Annotated in this window: 14 protein-coding genes and 1 pseudogene; 8 read left to right on the forward strand and 7 right to left on the reverse strand. The window is 57.9% G+C overall.

Annotation, left to right across the window (positions count from 1 at the left end; genetic code table 11):
- Window positions 1-149: 149 nt before the first annotated feature.
- Window positions 150-668, forward strand: a complete 519-nt coding sequence (locus QRN50_RS22760) for a GNAT family N-acetyltransferase (RefSeq protein ID WP_060405886.1) — start codon at window positions 150-152, stop codon at window positions 666-668.
- 25 nt (window positions 669-693) lie between these two features.
- Here QRN50_RS22760 and QRN50_RS22765 read toward each other — a convergent pair whose 3' ends face one another.
- Window positions 694-1,416, reverse strand: coding sequence for a haloacid dehalogenase type II (locus QRN50_RS22765; protein ID WP_003404399.1), 723 nt, complete (start codon window positions 1,414-1,416; stop codon window positions 694-696).
- Between the two features lie 155 nt (window positions 1,417-1,571).
- Between QRN50_RS22765 and QRN50_RS22770 the strand changes: the two genes are divergently transcribed.
- Both QRN50_RS22770 and QRN50_RS22775 read left to right on the forward strand, forming a co-directional pair.
- Window positions 1,572-2,567 carry an aldo/keto reductase gene (locus tag QRN50_RS22770; protein ID WP_024641998.1) on the forward strand — a complete coding sequence of 332 codons (996 nt, stop codon included), beginning with the start codon at window positions 1,572-1,574 and terminating at the stop codon, window positions 2,565-2,567.
- 268 nt (window positions 2,568-2,835) lie between these two features.
- The gene (locus tag QRN50_RS22775) at window positions 2,836-4,476 is read left to right on the forward strand and encodes a methyl-accepting chemotaxis protein (protein ID WP_011267239.1); all 1,641 of its coding nucleotides are present in this window, start codon (window positions 2,836-2,838) and stop codon (window positions 4,474-4,476) included.
- 73 nt (window positions 4,477-4,549) lie between these two features.
- On the opposite strand, the gene QRN50_RS22780 is transcribed toward QRN50_RS22775, so the two are convergent.
- The 5 genes from QRN50_RS22780 to QRN50_RS22800 form a co-directional block, all read right to left on the reverse strand.
- A complete protein-coding gene (locus QRN50_RS22780) occupies window positions 4,550-5,749 on the reverse strand; it encodes an MFS transporter (protein ID WP_024660452.1) in 1,200 nt (399 codons plus the stop codon).
- Window positions 5,750-6,078: 329 nt separating this feature from the next.
- A complete protein-coding gene (locus tag QRN50_RS22785; protein ID WP_096127357.1) occupies window positions 6,079-7,371 on the reverse strand; it encodes a PQQ-dependent sugar dehydrogenase in 1,293 nt (430 codons plus the stop codon).
- Entirely contained in the window at window positions 7,368-7,796 is a 429-nt protein-coding gene (locus tag QRN50_RS22790) for a DUF2231 domain-containing protein (protein ID WP_003404410.1), read from the reverse strand. Before QRN50_RS22790 ends, QRN50_RS22785 begins: the two co-directional genes overlap by 4 nt.
- Before the next feature lie 146 nt (window positions 7,797-7,942).
- The gene (locus tag QRN50_RS22795) at window positions 7,943-8,086 is read right to left on the reverse strand and encodes a DUF2256 domain-containing protein (RefSeq protein ID WP_003404413.1); all 144 of its coding nucleotides are present in this window, start codon (window positions 8,084-8,086) and stop codon (window positions 7,943-7,945) included.
- On the reverse strand, window positions 8,083-9,621 hold the full coding sequence (locus QRN50_RS22800) for a cryptochrome/photolyase family protein (RefSeq protein ID WP_096127358.1): 1,539 nt from the start codon (window positions 9,619-9,621) through the stop codon (window positions 8,083-8,085). The genes QRN50_RS22795 and QRN50_RS22800 overlap by 4 nt, the downstream gene beginning before the upstream one ends.
- Window positions 9,622-9,981: 360 nt before the next feature.
- On the opposite strand from QRN50_RS22800, the gene QRN50_RS22805 reads away from it, so the two are divergent.
- The 3 genes from QRN50_RS22805 to QRN50_RS22815 all read left to right on the forward strand — a co-directional run bounded on the left by QRN50_RS22805 (window position 9,982) and on the right by QRN50_RS22815 (window position 14,997).
- A complete protein-coding gene (locus QRN50_RS22805; protein ID WP_003404419.1) occupies window positions 9,982-10,449 on the forward strand; it encodes a CesT family type III secretion system chaperone in 468 nt (155 codons plus the stop codon).
- A gap of 1 nt (window position 10,450) precedes the next feature.
- Window positions 10,451-12,490, forward strand: coding sequence for a phospholipase D-like domain-containing protein (locus QRN50_RS22810; RefSeq protein ID WP_235592064.1), 2,040 nt, complete (start codon window positions 10,451-10,453; stop codon window positions 12,488-12,490).
- Window positions 12,491-12,828: 338 nt separating this feature from the next.
- On the forward strand, window positions 12,829-14,997 hold the full coding sequence (locus QRN50_RS22815) for a TonB-dependent siderophore receptor (protein WP_096127359.1): 2,169 nt from the start codon (window positions 12,829-12,831) through the stop codon (window positions 14,995-14,997).
- A gap of 55 nt (window positions 14,998-15,052) precedes the next feature.
- Here the strand turns inward: QRN50_RS22815 and QRN50_RS22820 are convergent.
- A pseudogene (locus QRN50_RS22820) lies at window positions 15,053-15,238 on the reverse strand (transcriptional regulator); the annotation flags it as partial.
- A gap of 426 nt (window positions 15,239-15,664) precedes the next feature.
- Here QRN50_RS22820 and QRN50_RS22825 point away from each other — a divergent pair.
- Window positions 15,665-15,913, forward strand: a complete 249-nt coding sequence (locus QRN50_RS22825; protein WP_024639210.1) for a hypothetical protein — start codon at window positions 15,665-15,667, stop codon at window positions 15,911-15,913.
- A gap of 59 nt (window positions 15,914-15,972) precedes the next feature.
- The gene (locus QRN50_RS22830; RefSeq protein WP_024643020.1) at window positions 15,973-18,663 is read left to right on the forward strand and encodes a beta-glucosidase; all 2,691 of its coding nucleotides are present in this window, start codon (window positions 15,973-15,975) and stop codon (window positions 18,661-18,663) included.
- The last annotated feature ends 10 nt before the right edge of the window (window positions 18,664-18,673 follow it).

An 18,673-nucleotide genomic window follows, 5' to 3' on the forward strand; every position in this document is an offset into this window, starting at 1 on the left:
GCAAACAAAAAGTTACAAACCGCGAAAGTGTCCGTCAAACGGCACTGCTGTCGCGGCGGGAGATCTGTTTCAAATATCAGCATCGGGCGACGACTTTTCCCGGCACGCAATGCAATACTCGAAACCTGACTCACACGAGCCCGGCCTCCATGACCCTCACCTACCGACGACTGACTCCGGCCGATGCGCCTGCCTATCGCGCAATGATGCTCGAGGCCTATGACCGTCATCCAGACGCCTTTACCTCTGACGTGACGGAGCGCGAAGTGCTGCCTTTGGCGTGGTGGGAGAAAAGGCTCGATGACAGCGCTGGCGCAACCGAAGTGGTGTTTGCAGCCGTTGAAGACGGTCACCTGCTGGGCGTCGCCGGCCTCTGCGTCGAAACCCGAAAGAAGGCACGTCACAAATCGACCCTGTTCGGCATGTACGTGCCACTGGCGCACAGGAACAGGGGCATCGGCGCTCGATTGGTGCGCAACGTGCTCGACCATGCCGGAACCCGCGCCGAGCTTCTGGTCGTGCAGCTCACTGTCACGCAGGGCAACGCCGAAGCAGTCGGACTGTACGAGCGCATGGGCTTCGTGACCTTTGGCCTCGAACCCCTTGCAGTTGCTGTAGGCACCGGGTTCGTCGCCAAGGTGCATATGTGGAAAGACTTGCGCGGGTGACCGGCGCACCTGGATAACGGGCGCTTCAGCAATCGAGCGCGTCAGCCGCTTCGGTCAGGGAATCGACGATCACGTCCCAGTCCTGTTCGGCGCTCAGGTCAGACGTCTGGCCTGGCCCGTGCTCGGCGGGACGTCGGACGAAAACGGTCTTGAAGCCATTCGCACGAGCGGCAGTCAGGTCGGCGTTATGCGCAGCCACCATGGCGACGCAATGCGGTTCCAGGCCTACTGCTTTTGCAGACTTCAGGTAGGTCTGGGGCATCGGTTTATAGGTCCCGGCGATCTCCGCACCGACGATAACGTCCCAGGGCAATCCGCCGAATTTCGCTAGGTTGAGCATTCCGGCGATGTGTCCGTTCGATAGCGTACCGATCGAGAACCTGCGCTTTAATCGGCTCAGGCCTGCGACCGAGTCAGGCCATGGATCGAGCCGCTCCCAGGCCTTGTTGAGCTCGACGAGCTCGGCGTCGGGGATGCTGCCGAAATCCACCTCATGGCGCGCCAGCACTGTTTCGAGACTCTCCCGGTTGAGCACGTCGAGTGTCACGTACGGGCGCTCACCCGCACGCACGCGCTGCATGGAAGGCTGATAAAGACCCCGCCACTGATCGGCAAAATCAAGGGGATCGACGTCCACGCCATGCCGCTGCAGAAATGGCGCAGCGGCCCGCGCCACGCCGTTTCGCCAGTCGACAACGGTGCCGAATACATCGAAACCGAGAAACCCTATCTGTTCCAGCCTGGCCATATTGCTCTCCCGAATCGTGCACAGTCGCTTATAGTTCTACAGATCTAGAACTATAGAACCAATCGCGTCAAAGCGAGTTGCTCCGGGCAGACGTTGCCCAACTGTAGACGCGAAACGGCTCGGCGGCTGCTCAATCAACGATAGACGGAGGATTCATGGACTACGTAAAGCTTGGCAACACAGGACTGGATATTTCCAGACTGTGCCTGGGATGCATGACATTCGGCGAGCCCGATGCCGGAACGCATCCCTGGACACTGGGCGAAGAAGCAAGCAGACCGATCATCAAACACGCCGTCGAGCAAGGCATCAATTTTTTTGACACGGCCAACAGCTACTCGGCAGGTACTTCGGAAACCATCGTCGGTAAATTGCTCAAAGAGTTCACACGTCGCGACGAGACCGTGATCGCAACGAAGGTGTTCTTTCCGGCAAACATGTGGGAAGGCTCGACCCGCCCCAACGAAAAGGGGCTCTCGCGCAAGGCCATCATGTCCAGTATCGACGCGAGCCTGACCCGGCTCGGCACTGACTATGTCGACCTGTACCAGATCCATCGCTGGGACTATGACACGCCCATCGAAGAAACCATGGAAGCCCTGCACGATGTGGTCAGGGCCGGCAAGGCCAGGTACATCGGCGCGTCTTCCATGTACGCATGGCAGTTCGCCAAGGCCCAGCAGGTCGCGACCGCGCATGGCTGGAGCAGGTTCGTCTCGATGCAGAACTACCTGAACCTGGTCTATCGCGAAGAAGAGCGCGAGATGATCCCGCTGTGTATCGATCAGGGGGTCGGCCTGATGCCGTGGAGCCCGATGGCACGCGGCAGGCTGACCAGGCCCCATGGTCAGCAGACCGAGCGGACCAGAACCGACGTATCCGGCCAGTCGTTTTACGAGGCGACAGAAAAGGAAGACGGTCGCGTGATCGATGCCGTGGAACAGCTGGCCGCAGAGCGCGGGGTGCCGATGGCGCAAATCGCACTGGCCTGGGTATTGGCCAAGCGCGGTGTATCCGCGCCCATCGTCGGCGCCTCCAAGGCGACGCAACTGGACGATGCCATCGCGGCACTGCAACTGGTGCTCAGTGATGAGGACATCAAACGCCTCGAGGCACCGTACGTGCCCCATGCAGTAACCGGATTCGTCTGACCGGCGCTGCAAACACCCCGGAAACCGGCGAACGGCATGAGCCTCGCCGGTTACCCGCTGCACACAGCGACGACGAGCGCCGGTAAAGATCGCACCGTACGCTTTCGTAACTGTCATACAGTTCTGAAATAACACCTGTCTATGTCACCGTGCGCAAATATCTATTGGGCAGTGAGTCGACTGGGCGGTATTGTCAGGCCATTCTGAATAAAGGCTCTTCGCCATTATTTCATTCGACTTCTTCTCTTGCCTCGCTCGGGTTCATTTCATGAAAAATCAGGTTTCTCTGGCTACGCGCATCGGCTTGGGATTCGCCGCTGTCGTCTCGCTGCTCATCTTGATCACAGCCGTTGGCATTCAGCGGGTCGGGTTCATCGACACCACCCTGGAAGACGTAGGCGAAAATGCCGCCAAGGTGCAACGCTATGCGATCAACTTCCGGGGCAGCGTGCATAACCGTGCGATCGCTCTGCGCGACGCCGTGCTGGTCAACAACGACCAGGACATGGCGCTGCATCTGGCAGAGATGACCCGTCTTGAAAAGGACTATGTCGACTCGGCCGTACCGATGGAGCAGTTGTTCACCAAGCCCAACGTCAGTGCCGAAGAACGCCAGTTGCTGCGTGGCATCAAGGAAATCGAACAGCAAACGCTCAGCTCTACCAAGAGCGTGATTGCCTTGCGCCGTGCCGGAGACATCGCCGGTGCGCAGGCCCTGTTGCTGAGCCAGACCTCCGGTAACTACAGTGAATGGCTGAAGCGCATCAACGCGCTCATCGACCATGAGGAAGCCTCGATCAGGGTCCAGCTGGATAATGTGCAGGCGACCGCCAGCCAGTTCCGCGGCCTGATGCTGCTGGCCACTGCGTTCGCTGTGCTGCTGAGCATCGTACTGTCGGCGTTCATCATCCGCTTCGTGAAAAAGACCCTTGGCGCAGAGCCGGTCGACGTTGCCGAGGCCATTCGCCGACTGGCGGCGGGCGATCTGCAGCAAACCATCACCACGGCGTATCCCGACAGCGTCATGGGCGTGCTGAGAACAGCGCTGAGCCGTCTTTCGGAAACCATCACCGACGTACGAATGGCCGCTCAGGAGGTCAGCCAGTCCTCTAGCGTGCTGTCGGCGGCCTCCTCCGCCAACAATGCCCAGATCATGGTGCAGACCCGTGAAGCCGAACAGGTGGCCACCGCCATCAGCGAGATGGCCGCGACGGTCAGTGAAGTCTCGGGCTATGCCTCACAGGCCGCGGATGCCGCGCGCCTGGCTGACAGTGAGGTGGCGAGCGGCAACAGCCTCGTTGAAGGTACGACCACTGCCATCGAACAACTGGCGGCCACGCTGACTGAAACGACCAGCACCGTGGAGCAGGTCTCACGGCATGGCGAGGAGATCGAAAAGGTGATCGAGGTGATCAACTCGATTGCCTCACAAACCAACCTGCTGGCGCTCAACGCGGCCATTGAAGCCGCCCGCGCGGGCGAGCATGGCAGAGGTTTTGCGGTGGTCGCCGATGAGGTTCGTTCGCTGGCCAATCGCACCCAGCTGTCGACCCAGGAGATTCAGAACATGATCAGCACGCTGCAGGGTGGTACGGAAACTGCGGCACAGAACATGCGCGACAGCTGTGAACTGGTCAATCGTGCCGTGGAACAGACACGCAATGCCCAAAGCGCCTTGTCGAGAATCAATCAGGAAGTGAGTGCGATCAATCACATGAACGCGCAGATCGCCAGCGCGTCGGTTCAACAGAGTGCGGTGGCAGAAGACGTTGCGATGAACATCACCAGCATTCACGACTCGACACTCAAATCTGCCAATGGATCGCAGCAAGTGGCGACCGCCAGTGAGGAACTGGCGCAGCTCGCGGATCGCCTGACCCGCAAGGTCGCGTTTTTCAAGGCAGGCTGAGGGTGTGACGAAGGTGTGATGAGGTATCGCGGCGATGGATTCAGCGTCGCCGCGGTCTCTCATTATTGGCAGATCAGTCGGTGCAACTGACCGGCTTTGAGTTGCGCATCGCCAGCATCACGGTGAGCATGGACAGCGCAGCACATACCGCACCGATCACGATGGCAGCGGTAAAGCCGGCCCGACCGGACACCACACCGCCAATGAACGCCCCGCCGCCAATCGACAGATTCACCACACAGACCAGCAACGCCTGAACGCCTTCGACCCGATCATTGGAGGCCTCGAAGCACCAGATCTGCGTGGTGATGGGGATCATCCCGAACGCGAACCCCCAGACCAGAATCACCGGCCAGAGCAGCCACGGGTTACCGACGAACATCAGCAGCGCGGTCAGCGAACCCAGCATCAGCAGGGTCATGATCAGCACCGAGGACGGTGCGCTCCTGGCCGCCAGAGCTCCACCGGCCAGATTACCTGCAACCGCCGCCAGGCCGAAGGCGAAGAGCAATGCGCCCAGGGCCTGACCCTGAATATGCGCGAATTCCTGCACGAAGGGCGCGAGGTAAGTGTAAGCCGCGAAGTGCCCCACATAGATCAACAGTGCGGCAGCGAACATGCGACGAATGCGCTGCTCGCCAGCCAGCGACAACATCTGGCTGATGCCGGCAGAGCGCTCGCCCGGCAACGCAGGCAGGAAGGTTGCAATCAACACCCCCACGGCAACCGTGACCACTGCCGCTGTTTCAAACGCAGCACGCCAGCCAAAGGCTTCACCGATCAACGTGCCGGCCGGAATCCCGGCGACAGTGCCGATCGAGACGCCCGCCAGCACATACGCGGTGGCCTTGACGCCCTCCTTGCCGGGCCTCAAACGCGGCCCGAGTGACCCGGCAATCGTCCAGAATCCCCCCAGCGCGAAGCCGAGCAGGACCCTGCCCGCCAAAGTCAGCCAGAAGTGCGTGGACAACGCGACGATCAGGTTGGAGGCCAGCAATATCGACAGCAGCCCGAGCAGCAGGCGCTTACGGTCGACATGACTGAACAGGGCAATACAGGACGGCGCCGAGATGGCCGCAAGGATGCCGGGGACGGCCATCATCAAGCCTGTCTGGCTGATGCTGGTTCCCAGGTCGCGAGCGATATCGGGCAGCAGCCCGACCGGCAGAAATTCAGTGGTGACGGTGGCGAACGACCCAAGCGATACGCTGCCAACGGCCCACCATGAAGCGGGTTTTGTTCGTACGTTTCCAGCGGTTTCAAAGCGACTCACAGCGGTTCCAGAATTCAGGGATGTCAGCGACCGGCCGCTCAGGCCAGCGCGTGGAAGCGGCCAACCCTAACGTGTAAGCGCGCATCGAAGCCACCTTGCGAAAGAATTTTGTGTGGATAACGCGAGGTAGGTCCCGCGAAGACGGGCCATCAGGGTGATGCTCCGGGTCGAGGTGGCATCGGTGACGCGGAGCGTCACGAACGGCATTCCCACGCGGCGCATGGGAACGATCAATCACCGGCTATCGTGCCGACGCTCTGGGTCAAGAACGGCGTTCCCAAGCAGAGCTTGGGAACGATTACTCAACAACGACCTCAGGCCATCGTGACCTACTTGTTGCGGGTCACTCTCCAGACGGTGTTTGCCAGGTCGTCAGCGATGATGAGTGCGCCTTTCGGATCAACCGTCACGCCCACTGGCCGGCCGCGCGTCTTGCCGTCAGCTCCGCGGAAACCGGTTGCGAAGTCCACAGGCTCGCCCGCAGGACGCCCATTGCTGAACGGCACGAAGATCACCTTGTAGCCCACCGGGTTATCGCGGTTCCAACTGCCGTGCTCGCCAACGAACACGCCGTCGGCAAACTTGTCGCCCATGGCCGGGATCGAGAACGACACGCCCAGTGCGGCGACGTGCGAACCAAGGCTGTAATCAGGCTTGATCGCCGCAGCGACTTTGGCCGGATTCTGCGGCTGGGCACGCGTGTCGACATTCTGGCCCCAATAGCTGTAAGGCCAGCCGTAAAACGCCCCCTCCTTCACCGAGGTCAGGTAGTCCGGAACCAGATCAGGCCCGAGTTCGTCACGCTCGTTGACCACTGTCCACAGTTGCCCGGTGCCCGGCTGAATCGCCAGTGCCGTCGGGTTGCGCAGACCGGTCGCATAAGGCTTGTGGGCACCGGTGGCGGCGTCGATCTGCCAGACCATTGCCCGATCGATCTCGACCTCCATGCCGCGCTCGGTCACGTTACTGTTCGAGCCGATGCCCACGTACAGGAAACGGCCATCAGGGCTGACGGTCAGCGACTTGGTCCAGTGGTGGTTGATCGCTGCAGGCAAGTCGGTGACCTTGGTCGGTTCACCACTGGCCTTGGTCTGGCCTTCCTGATAATCGAAGCTGACCAGCGCATCCTGGTTGGCCACGTACAGCTTGCCGTTCGCGAAGGCCAGGCCATAAGGCGCATTCAGGTTCTCGGCAAAGACCGTTTTCAGCTCGTATTTGCCGTCGCCATCCGCGTCCCGCAATAGCGTCAGACGATTACCGCTTTTGACCTTGGTGTTGCCCTGGGCCTTGATGACGCTGGCAATCACGTCCTTGGGCTTGAGCTTGGCAGCGCTGCCGCCGCGCCCTTCGGCAACGATGATGTCGCCATTGGGCAAAACGATGGACTGACGTGGAATATTCAGATCACTGGCAATCGCCGTGATACTGAAACCCTCAGGCACGGCAGGCTTCTGATCGCCCCAAGCCGTCGGCTCGGCAATCTTCATGCTCGGCAACAGGCCACGTTGCGGGTCCGGCAACTTCGGGTCCGGTCCGCGCGCCTGAGTGCTGTCGGCTTCACCACCGCAGGCGCTCAGCAGCAGCGCCATGCTCAATGCAGTCAATGCGTAGATATTTCTCATTCTGCACCTCCGGAACGCAGGCTGGTAAGCCCGGTCCACGTCGCAACGCAGGCCAGAACGGTGACGATGACCGAGAGGATCAAGCCCGACGGCATGACCGCCCAAGCGTCTTTCGCATGCTCGAAGGCATTGACCAGACCCAGTACCCAGGTAACCAGCAACAACAGGAAGTACACCACGGGACGACCGGCCTTGTGATCGGCGCGAACCAGATTGACCAGCGCAAACAGCAACGCCAGCCCGCAGAACAACAGGCCTCCGGCAATCAGCCAGGCGGCAAAGTTGCTCCACTGAACCTGAAAGGTCTGGTAATAGGCAATATCACTCAGCAAGCCGCCGAGAAACAAAGGCACGGTTCCGGCAAGCAAGGTCGCATGTAGCGGGCCTGGCGTGTAGCGGTAGACGGGATAGGTGGTTACGGTCATGACGGCTCCTTTTCGTTCGGCGACCCTGGATCAACACTCAGTGCGGATGCGCTGGCAGGTCGGGGTCGCGCTGAATGCGCATAAGGAAGGATCATGCTGAGCAAGCGATAGTTCAGCGCTTTTCATTTCGAAATATTTTGAAAACGCTACTGGCTTGCCGTGCGCTTGTTTCGCCGGCAACGCTCAGAGCAATAAAGCACCTCATCCCAGCAGCGCGCCCACTTCTTGCGCCAAGTGAACGGCAGCCCGCAGACCACACAGGTTTTGACTGGCAGCTCGGCTTTTTTCAAAGCGCCTCTCCGGCATCGAGCCTGGCCAGCAGATGCTCGCCACGCGCCCACAGCGCCTGCTGTTTGGGCTCAGCCATGCGATCAAGGTTTTTATAGATAATCGCCATGCGCTGATTGCGACGCAACAGGTCGCCATGGCGCATCAGGAAATGCCAGTACAGCGCATTGAACGGACAGGCATCCTCAGTGGTGCTTTCAGTGACCTTGTACGCACAGCCGCGGCAATAGTCAGACATGCGCTTGATGTACTGGCCGCTGGCGCAATAGGGTTTGGAGCCCAGATAGCCGCCATCGGCATGCATGACCATGCCCAGCGTATTGGGCAGCTCGACCCAGTCGAAGGCATCCATGTAGATCGCCAGGTACCACTCGCAGATCTGCTCCGGCACTATCCCGGCAAGCAGGGCAAAGTTGCCGGTGACCATCAGGCGCTGAATGTGGTGGGCGTAGGCATGCTTCAGGCTCTGGCCGATGGCCTGACTCATGCAGTTCATCTGCGTTTCGCCGGTCCAGTAAAACTCGGGCAGCGGCCGGCTGTTACCGAACAGATTGCCGCTCGCGTAATCGGGCATTTTCAGCCAATAGACGCCACGCACATACTCCCGCCAGCCGATCAGTTGGCGAATGAAACCTTCGGCGGCATTCAGCCCCACCCTGCCCGACCAGTACGCGGATTCAACGTCACTGCACACCTGGCGTAAATCCAGCAGGCCGATGTTCAACGCAGCACTGATGCGCGCATGAAACAGAAAAGGCTCATCAGTGGCCATCGCGTCCTGATAATCGCCGAAACCGGCCAGGCCGTAATCCAGAAAGTACTCCCACAGCGCCTGGGCATCGGCATGCGTAACCGGATAGTCGAAATTATCCAGCGAGCCGTAATGGCTGGCAAAGCGCTCACCCACCAGCTTTAGTACCTGGCGGGTGATAGCGTCCGGGGAAAAGCGCATTGGGTAAGGCGCTGCCACGCCCTTGGGCAGTGCCTTGCGGTTCTCGGCATCAAAGTTCCAGGCACCACCGACCGGCGTACCGTCGCCGTTCAACAGCAGCCTGCTTTTGCGGCGCATCTCCCTATAGAAGAACTCCATGCGCAACTGCTTCTTGCCGTGCGCCCACGACGAGAACTCGTCGCGGGAACAAAGAAAGCGCGTATCGGCGTGCCACTGGATGGGCAACCCGCAGTCCTTGATCGACTGTTCCAGGCGCCAGTCGCCGCACTCGGTGATGTGCAGCTCTTCTGCTCGCAACAGAGCTTGCCAGCGCTGCAACTCACCCGGCACCGACCCGGTGTTCTGCGGATCATCGAGCATGACGTACTGCACCCGGACACCACGCTCACGCAGCGCCTCGGCAAAATGACGCATGGCACTGAAGATCAGCACGATCTTCTGCGGATGATGCGGCACATGACTCGCCTCTTCCATGACCTCGACCATCAGGACCGTGTCGCGCTCGGGGATCAGACCCGCCAAGGATGCGAGATCGAAGGAAAGCTGATCGCCGAGGACGAGGTGGAGGCGGTGGGATTGGGTCATGAGGTGGAGTCTCTGAGTATAAAGTCTGCTTAAAACACTTCAGTAATTCAGGTGCGAGCAAGCGTATGGGTGTTGGCCAGGAAATATGTCTGAAAAGCCTGTGCAACACGAAAATGGAACATCGCTGACTCGAACGAAGACGAGGATCTTAGCCTTGAGACGAGCGGACAGCCTTAAAATTCGTACCCATGTAGTTCAGGCGCAAAATTTGACAGATTTTTTTAACGGCCCCTTCTGTGTTGCCGAGCAAGCGCCTTTTCCTCGAGTTCGTCGAACGCTACAGGCATGGAACTCTTCGCAAGCTCATGACCACGTAAACGGTGAATTTTCAGGTCCGACATCAACAGTGCGTGGAGAAAAATGAACCGTAATCAGGCTCGAAACGATATTAACGAATGGCTAAAAACAGCCGCTTGCATCAAGCATCCTGCAGGTGACGTCGATCAGGATGGTCACGGCGCGTTCACTGATAGAGAGGGCAACCCGTTCCAGTTGGCGGTTCCGGACGCGTTTTCAAGTCTTCATTTGTACGGCACTTTGCTTCAGCTGCAGCCCGCAGTTGATGGTCGAGTGCTCGCTTCAGCACTGGCCATCAACGCTCAGAAAAATGTACTCAGGGGAAGTGTCATTGCACTCAATACGGAGAACCAAGAGCTGTTCGTGCACCATACAGCGATCTTGGAGTCATTAGATCGTGTAGGGCTGTGGCAAACACTGGACAACTTCGTAGCGCTCACACAAGAGCTGAGATCGGCACTTCAATCTCAACCTGTTCCAGCGGCAACAATCGAATCAACCCAACTCCACCACCCCAGAAGAGTGTTCTAATATGGACATCCGATCGGCTCCATCAAACCACGCAACCGCCGTGCCCGCAGCGCAACCTTCAGCACCCTCAATAAAATCAACGCTCAATAAGCTTTTCAGAGCGCAGTGCTCAGCCCCCGTGCCTCCCTTGTCGTCGTCATCAACAGAAAGAATAGCACCGACTCGCGTCCCCGCTAACTATTCGGCAGTGGTTGATATCTCGAAAACGGCTAACCACTTGAAAGGTAACGCGGGCACCGAAGAAAAAAACAGCTTTTCCTGGTTAAAAAACAAGCTATCAACTGTTTCGTTAAATCAGCAAAAAAAGCAGGCGATACAAAACTTTATTGCACAGGCGAGCCATCAGTATAACGTCGACGAAGACGTCGCAAAACTTGCTGTTGCTGCTTCGGGAGTTTATAGACAACCCCGTTTCGAAGAGACGCAACAACAGCGGGTGCACGCTTGCCTGCAAAACACTGAAGCGCTGACAGCGATGATCGATCTTGCGGCACGCAAGCCACTGACCTATAAAATGGTCATGGGACTTGACAGCAGCGACTGCTCATTCGACCCCGTTGCGCGAATTTCCGACCATGACATTTTGACTGAAGCCGAGCAGTGTCAAGTGGTACGCAGTGCATTCGCATCGGCTGACAAGGTATGCGTGGTAACCAGCTACGGAATCAAGCCGCTAGGAGCTCCAAAAAGCGATGCCCTGTCGCCGACCATAGCTTCCGTGCTGCAAGGTTTTGCCAGCAAGCAGCACGACAAAGACTTTACCGGTGTGTTTTTCTACCAGAAAAGCGATGCTATTCAGAACTACTACACCGAGGATAAGCGCACCAATATCAGCATCAAGGAAAACGACTGGGCAAAGGTAGTTACACTTTTCAATGCGGCAGTGGAACGTGGCGAACTCGAAGGTCCGAAGCTGGAAAACATTCAAGCGAACCTCTTTTTCCTGGCAGGAGAGCCCAAAGGATTTGCCGGATCGCACCATGACAAATTCATTGTCAATGATAATGGGCTTTGCGTAACCATGGGGGCATCACTTGGCAATATTGCGAAACCTAACTGGATGGACTCAGGCTGCGTGACGCTGAGTAACTCTCTGGCTTCTGAGCAGCTTACTAACTTTCTCGACAATCAGTCTGAGACAGCGATCAAAGGAAGCCTCTTTAACAAGAGAGAAAACCACTGTGCAAAACTGGACAACCTCGAGGGTCGCGTTGTGCAGCGAGCAGCGATAAAATCGCGAGATATTTACAGCGCCCTCATGCCAATCGTTGTCGAAAACGCTGGCAAAAAATTAAATGCCATCAACACAACCAATGGCACAGCGCAGGAGCAGTTCTTCAAAGATATATTCAATGCTCAAGGCTTTGACCTGGGTCACTCAAAGAAAAAAAGTATCGCCTGGATTAAAAACAAAGGTTCGAATGACACCAGCGGCGGGTTTGAACGGCCTATTGGCAAAGCACTCAAAACGATGCTGACAAACGTCGCCCCCGGCGAAAAAGTCTGCATCCGTAACGGCAGCAGCCGACGGTTTGATGAAGGCGTCTGTAAGTTATTGGCCAACGCTGCGCAGAAAGGTGCAAAGCTGCAAATTCTCACGAGTCTAGCGGATGGGTTTAATCAGATCAATTACCTTCGCGAACAGATTCTCAAAAACCTTAAAGGAAGTGAGGCCGACAAGCAGAGCGCATTGGCAAATATCGATGTACGAATTTTTAACAGAGAGTCACATCTCGTCGACATCGGGGAGCAACGCGGCTGGCCAAGTCGATTTGAAGACAAGGGCTTCAAGGACCATGGCAAACTGTTCGGTGTCCTCAAAGCTGACGGCAATGCGGAAGTAATGACCGGGACTTACAACCTTGACTCTCAATCCGTTCGACGAAGCTTCGAAAATATGCAGGTTATCGACGACAAAGACGGTTCGTTCCTGCATGCAGGGTTCAGTCAATATTTCGCGAGCGATAATCCACCCATCAATTTCGGTACGCAAAGTCCGGAAAAGATTCGACAAACCATAGAGGGTATGTGGAAAAAATAAAACTCTGCGTCGGCGTTTAGCCTTGGCTTATGCCAACACTCGGTAAATAGCGTGCGCGGCTTGCGCGACAAGCCGTGCTTCGCTTGACACGCGTCCTCCTGTAAAACGCCTTTCAGTCAAATCGACGCGTGTGCTTACCGAAGACAGCATTCCCCTTTCAAGCCTCTGCAGCGCTTGCATTGGCTTTCCACGCTTATCCAGACACTCAAATGTGAAAATTTTGTTAACTATTTGTTCGCAGTGTCTTTTTCTGACCGAAACAACCTGTCACACTAATGCGAACCATTATCAACATTATTATCATCCTGCCATGGAGGGCATCAGGGAGTGTCGGGTTCATGTCGGGGCAACAATCGCAAAGCCGTAATCGTTTCACACCGGGTCTGCTGGCCATGGGCATCTGGGCTGCCACTACACAGACAGCCTTTGCCGCTGAAGAACAGGTTGGCGAAGCACAGCCCGCCACGACCATGGAACTGGGCGCCACGCAGATCAGCAGTGATCAACTTGGCTCCACAACCGAGGGCAGTCAGTCCTACACCACCGGCCCGATGCAGACCGCGACCAAGTTGCCGCTGACCATTCGTGAAACGCCGCAGGCCGTGACGGTCGTCACCCGCCAACGCATGGACGATCAGGCCATGACCAGCATCAATGACGTGGTCAGGTATACGCCGGGACTGTTTTTGGACCAGTCCAGCGGGCCGGGCCGGCAAACCTACACGTCGCGCGGTTTCGACATCGACAACATCATGTACGACGGCCTGCCCGCCTCCTACTCGGGCTACACGGCAGGCGTTCAACCCAATCTGGCCATGTTCGATCATGTCGAGGTGATCAGGGGCGCGACTGGCCTGGCGACAGGGTCTGGCAATCCTTCGGCAGCGATCAATATGGTGCGCAAACGCCCTACCGCCGTGCCACAGGTCACCCTCACCGGCACGGTCGGGAGCTGGGACGATTACCGTGGCGTCTTCGATGCGTCCGGCCCACTGAACGACAGCCGCACGGTTCGCGGCCGCATAGTCGGCTCCTACCAGGATGCCAACAGCTTCCGCGACAAGGAAAAGAGCGATCACGGCGTGTTCTACGGGGTGGTCGAAGCCGATCTGAGCGACGCGACGACCGCCACCCTGGGCCTCTCTCGTCAGGAAGACCAGACCAACTACTTCTGGGGCGGCCTGCCTCTGGGTGTCGATGGTCACCACCTGAACCTGCCGCGCTCCACCTATTCCGGCTCGGATTGGGAAAACAAGAAAATCCGGATAGACACCGTGTTCGGTGAGCTGGAGCACCGTTTCGACAACGACTGGAAACTGCGCGTAGCAGGCTCGAGCTCGTCGCTGGACGGCCTGTTTTCGGGGACCTACCTGTCTCGCTACAACGGTCCGCTGGAAACGACGGCCTACCAGTCGAGGCCGGAAGAGCAGCAGAGCGCCTTCGATGTCTACGCCAGTGGGCCGGTCGAAGCCTTCGGCCGCACTCATGAAGTGGTGGTCGGCACCAGCCGGCGCGTGTACGACCAGACCAGCAAGGAGTACAGCCCCTACGACACCGGTCTGCCCATTGCCGCGCCAAAGCCGGACTTCGTTCGCAATGGCAAGACGCACAGCATCGCCACCCAGGACGCGGTCTATCTCACCACACGCCTGAGCCTGGCCGATCCGCTGACCCTGATCCTCGGCGGCCGTCTGGACTGGTACGACTACGATGACCGCGTCGGCGATGAAGACTACAAAGTCACCCGTAACCTGACGCGCTACGCAGGGCTGATCTATAAGCTGGATGAACACCACTCGCTGTACACCAGCTACACCGACGTCTTTCAGCCGCAGAGCGCACAGGACCTGTCCGGCAAGGTGCTCAAGCCGGTGGTCGGCGAAAACTATGAAGTCGGTATCAAGGGTGAATACTTCAACGGCGCCCTCAACACCTCCCTGGCGGTGTTCCAGATCGACCAGAAAAACCTCAAGACCCAGTCACCGACCCAGGCAGGCTGCGCGGTCCTGACCTGTTACGACGCTGCAGGCCTGGTACGCAGTCAGGGCATCGAGATGGAGCTGCAAGGCGCGTTGACCGAGAACTGGCAAGTCGGCGCCGGCTACACCTACGCCCGCACCCACTACCTCAAGGACGCGGATCCGGCAAATAAGAACCAGCAATTCAACACCGACACACCCGAGCATCTGTTCAAGGCATCGACGGTCTATCGCCTGCAGGGTGCACTGGAGAAAATGCGCGTCGGCGGCAACGTCTACTGGCAAAGCCGCATGTACAACGACATCGCGCTCACCGATGGCAGCTATCGCCTGGAACAGGGCAGCTACGCCGTCGCCGACCTGATGGCGGGGTATCAGGTGAGCAAGAACCTCGACCTGCAACTGAACGCCAACAACATATTCGACCGCACCTACTACACGGCGATTGGCGCCAGCTCGGTCTGGGGCTCCACCGACGTCTACGGCAACCCGCGCAGTTATGCGTTGACGGCCAAGTACAGCTTCTGAACCTGAGCCACGCTGCTACCGGGCATGCCCGATAGCGGCGTGGTTATCTGAGCGTTTACGCACCGCCTTCCAGACCAAACGCCTTCGCCATCCCGCCTGCCCCTTTGGGCGTCAGATACAGTGCTCTGGAATCCAGATGTCGACTTACCCACCCACGCTTGAGCATCAGTTCCAGCAGCGCCGCACCCAACGAGCCGCCGATGTGCGGGGCGCGTTCACTCCAGTCCAGACAGGCGTAGGCATTCTTCGGTGGCGTCCGGACTTTATTCGACGGGCCGGACAGCGACGTGATGATACTGACACTCACTGCCAGTATTCAGGCGTCAGCAATACTTGCGCTCATCAGCACGCGACCCCAAGAAAACCATCTAAACCGCCAAAAACAGAGTGATCACTCTGCTTTTTAAAAAGAAGATTAATTTCTGTAAAAACACAAAAACCATAAAAATATTGCGTATTAAATTTATATTTTGAAATTAAAGTAATACTAAAACCAAATAGCTGCCATTGAATTTTACCCAACCTCAACTATATAAAATTACATTCGTGTATTTTACCTTTCAGCAATTTTCTGTTTGTCACGCACGCCTTGAATGAACTGTCAGCGGCCCTGAGCTGCTGACTTGCCTGTCTGCCTGTTTCATATTTCTGTTTGGAGATTCTCCCGATGGCCAGCCCCCTGCTGCCTGTTGTTGCCACTTTACTGATGTCCCTTGCCGCCCTCCCGGTGTCTGCCGCTGACGGGCAGAACCCGCTGCCATCCACGTCGAGCGAGCGCCGCGCAGAGGTCGACGCCCAGCGTGAGCAGATCACGGGTGCCGACGCTGCCGTACAGAAAACGCCCAACGGCGCGCAAACGGTGGTGGATGCACCGATCGACACTGCTGACGCCCCTGCCGGCAATGAAGACCACTGAGTGACCCACTGACTGCAACCGATCAATCAATGAATGACGTAAGGAATAACTCCGTGTCCATGATCAAACAAGGCCTGGGCCTGAGCCTGTTGGCGCTCGGTATCGCCCAGGCAGGCAGCGTATTCGCTGTCACGCCGATGACCGGCAATGAAGTGGAAGCGCGCGTAGGCGCGATGCTGGACAACATGACGCAATCGGAAAAAATCAATTTTTCGCGCGTTGACGACGGCCGCATGATTCCCAAGCTGGACAAGTTCAACCTGCAAGGCACGGTCGCCTATGACTCGGCCATGGGCGTACTGGTCGGCGGCAAGACGTTCGGTGCGCAGTACCCTTCCCCGTCAGCACTCGCGGCCACCTGGAGCATTAACCGGGCCAAGGAATTCGGTCTGGCCATTGGCTACGAAACCCGCATCGCAGGCGGTCAGCAGATGCTGTCGCCAGCCATCAACCTGTACCGCACGCCTTTCAACGGCCGGGCGGCCGAGTACATGAGTGGCGAAGATCCGTTTCTCGGCGCAGTACTGGCACCTGCCGTCACCAACGGTATCCAGGTTCAAGGCATCCAGGCGGCCGCCAAGCATTACCTGATGAACGAGCAGGAGGCGAACCGTCATTATCTGGATGTGAAGATCGACGAACGAGCGATGCAGGAGCTGTACCTCCCGGGCTTCGAATCGCTGGTCAAGAACTCGAATATCGCCTCGATCATGTGCGGCTACAACAAGATCAACGGCGAATACGCGTGTGAAAACCATCACCTCATCACCGATATCCTCAAAGGCCAATGGGGCTTTCAGGGTAACGTCATGAGCGATTTCAACTCGGTTCAGGACGCCTTCAAGGGCGCCTGGGCCGGCACCGATATCGACATGCCCAGCGGCCTTCAGTTTACCGAAGCCAAACTGCTGCCTTATGTCTGGAATGGTCAGTTGCACCAGAACGTGATCGACGACAAGGTGCGCAGGAACCTGAGAGCGCTGGTCAGCTACGGCTTTGACAAGGGGATCAACAAGGCGCAGCCACTGGAGCATCGTGAATACGGTCAGCTGGCGGCCTTGAACGTGGCCCGAGAATCGATCGTCCTGTTGCGCAACGAGCCAGTGGACGGACAGAAGCCTGTACTGCCCCTGTCCAGAAACGCAAGGATCGCCGTCATTGGCGACATGGCCATGCAGCCGCCGACCGCGCCGTTCGGTACCGCCTATTCGGCGCCGGCCAGCTATGTCACCGAAGTGAGCGGACTCAAGCAACTGGCGTCTGACCCGTCCAACGTGGACTACCTGCCACAGATGAGCCTCAACCCTAAATCGTCGGTCTGGTATCAGCCAGGCAGTGACCAGCAGGCGATCAGCAATACCGGCGTAAAAGCCGAGTACTACGCCAACACCTCGCTGTCCGGCGACCCGGTGGCAACTCGCATCGAGCCGGGCGTCAACCTGGACTGGATTACCAACACCAACGTCACTGATTACGGCAGCAGCGCGGTCAACGGCTACAGCCCTTCAGCCGGTTCGTTCTCGGCCCGTTTCACTGGCAAGATCAAACCGACGATCACCGGGCCGCAGGTGTTCAAGGTCCGTGCGGACGGTGCCTATAAACTCTGGATCAACGATGAGCTGGTGCTTGAAGATGAAGGCGCGCAAGTCTCGTTCGACCTGATCCCAGTCGTGCCGCGCACCGTCAAGACACCGAATCTCAAGGCTGGCAGCGAATACAACGTGCGCCTCGAATACCGCCGGCTCAAGGGCAACTTCACTCCGGTACTGGGCGGCATGAACGGCGTACAGATGAGCTGGGCAGCGTTGCGACCACCGAAGAATCTGGGGGATTACGACGCTGTCGTGGTAGCCGCCGGCAATAACTTCGAATACGAGGGTGAGTCGCTCGATCGTCCGTTCGAACTGCCGCAATTCCAGTCCGAGCTGATCGGTTTCATTCAGAAAGCCAACCCAAAAACCATCGTGGTACTGCACGGTGGCGGTGGCATGGACATGCAGCCGTGGGCTGACAAGGTAGCCGCGTCTCTGCACGCCTGGTATCCAGGGCAACAGGGCGGTCAGGCACTGGCTGAAATACTGTTCGGCAAGGTCAATCCATCGGGCAAGCTGCCGATCACGCTGGACAAGAAGGCACAGGACAATCCGAGCTATGCGTCGTACTCGAACCCGGTGCCGTACTATTTCAGCAGCCCTAATCCGCCTGTCGAGATGAGCTACAGCGAAGGCCTGTACCTGGGCTATCGCGGTTACGACAAGAAGCACACCAAACCGCTCTACCCATTCGGTTTCGGGCTTTCGTATACCACCTATGCGTACAGCGATCTGAAGCTGTCGAGCAACGTGCTGGCACCGGGCGCGACCATTCAGGCGTCGTTCACGGTGACCAACACGGGTGACAAGGCCGGTTTTGAAGTGGCTCAGGTGTACGTGCAGCCTTCAAAGCCGCTGGTTGATCGTCCAGAGAAAGAGCTGAAGGGCTTTTCCAAGGTTTACCTGAAGCCTGGCGAAAGCAAGACCGTGACCATTGCGCTGGACTCGCGCTCGTTCGCGTACTACTCAGCCAACTCGGTGAGCTGGAACGTTGACCCTGGCAAGTTCAAGGTGCTGGTGGGCAAGGACTCGGAAAACCTGACGCTCGACCGCACGGTTGTAGCGCTGTACCCGGAGCAATTGACCACTCGCGACTCCAACCCGCTGCCGATCCCCCTGCGCAAGGCCGTACAGGTCAAGGCAGAACAGGCTTACTAAGCCAACGGCA

The sequence above is a fragment of the Pseudomonas sp. MEJ108 genome, from assembly GCF_030208985.1.
Classification (GTDB): Bacteria; Pseudomonadota; Gammaproteobacteria; order Pseudomonadales; family Pseudomonadaceae; genus Aquipseudomonas; species Aquipseudomonas fragariae.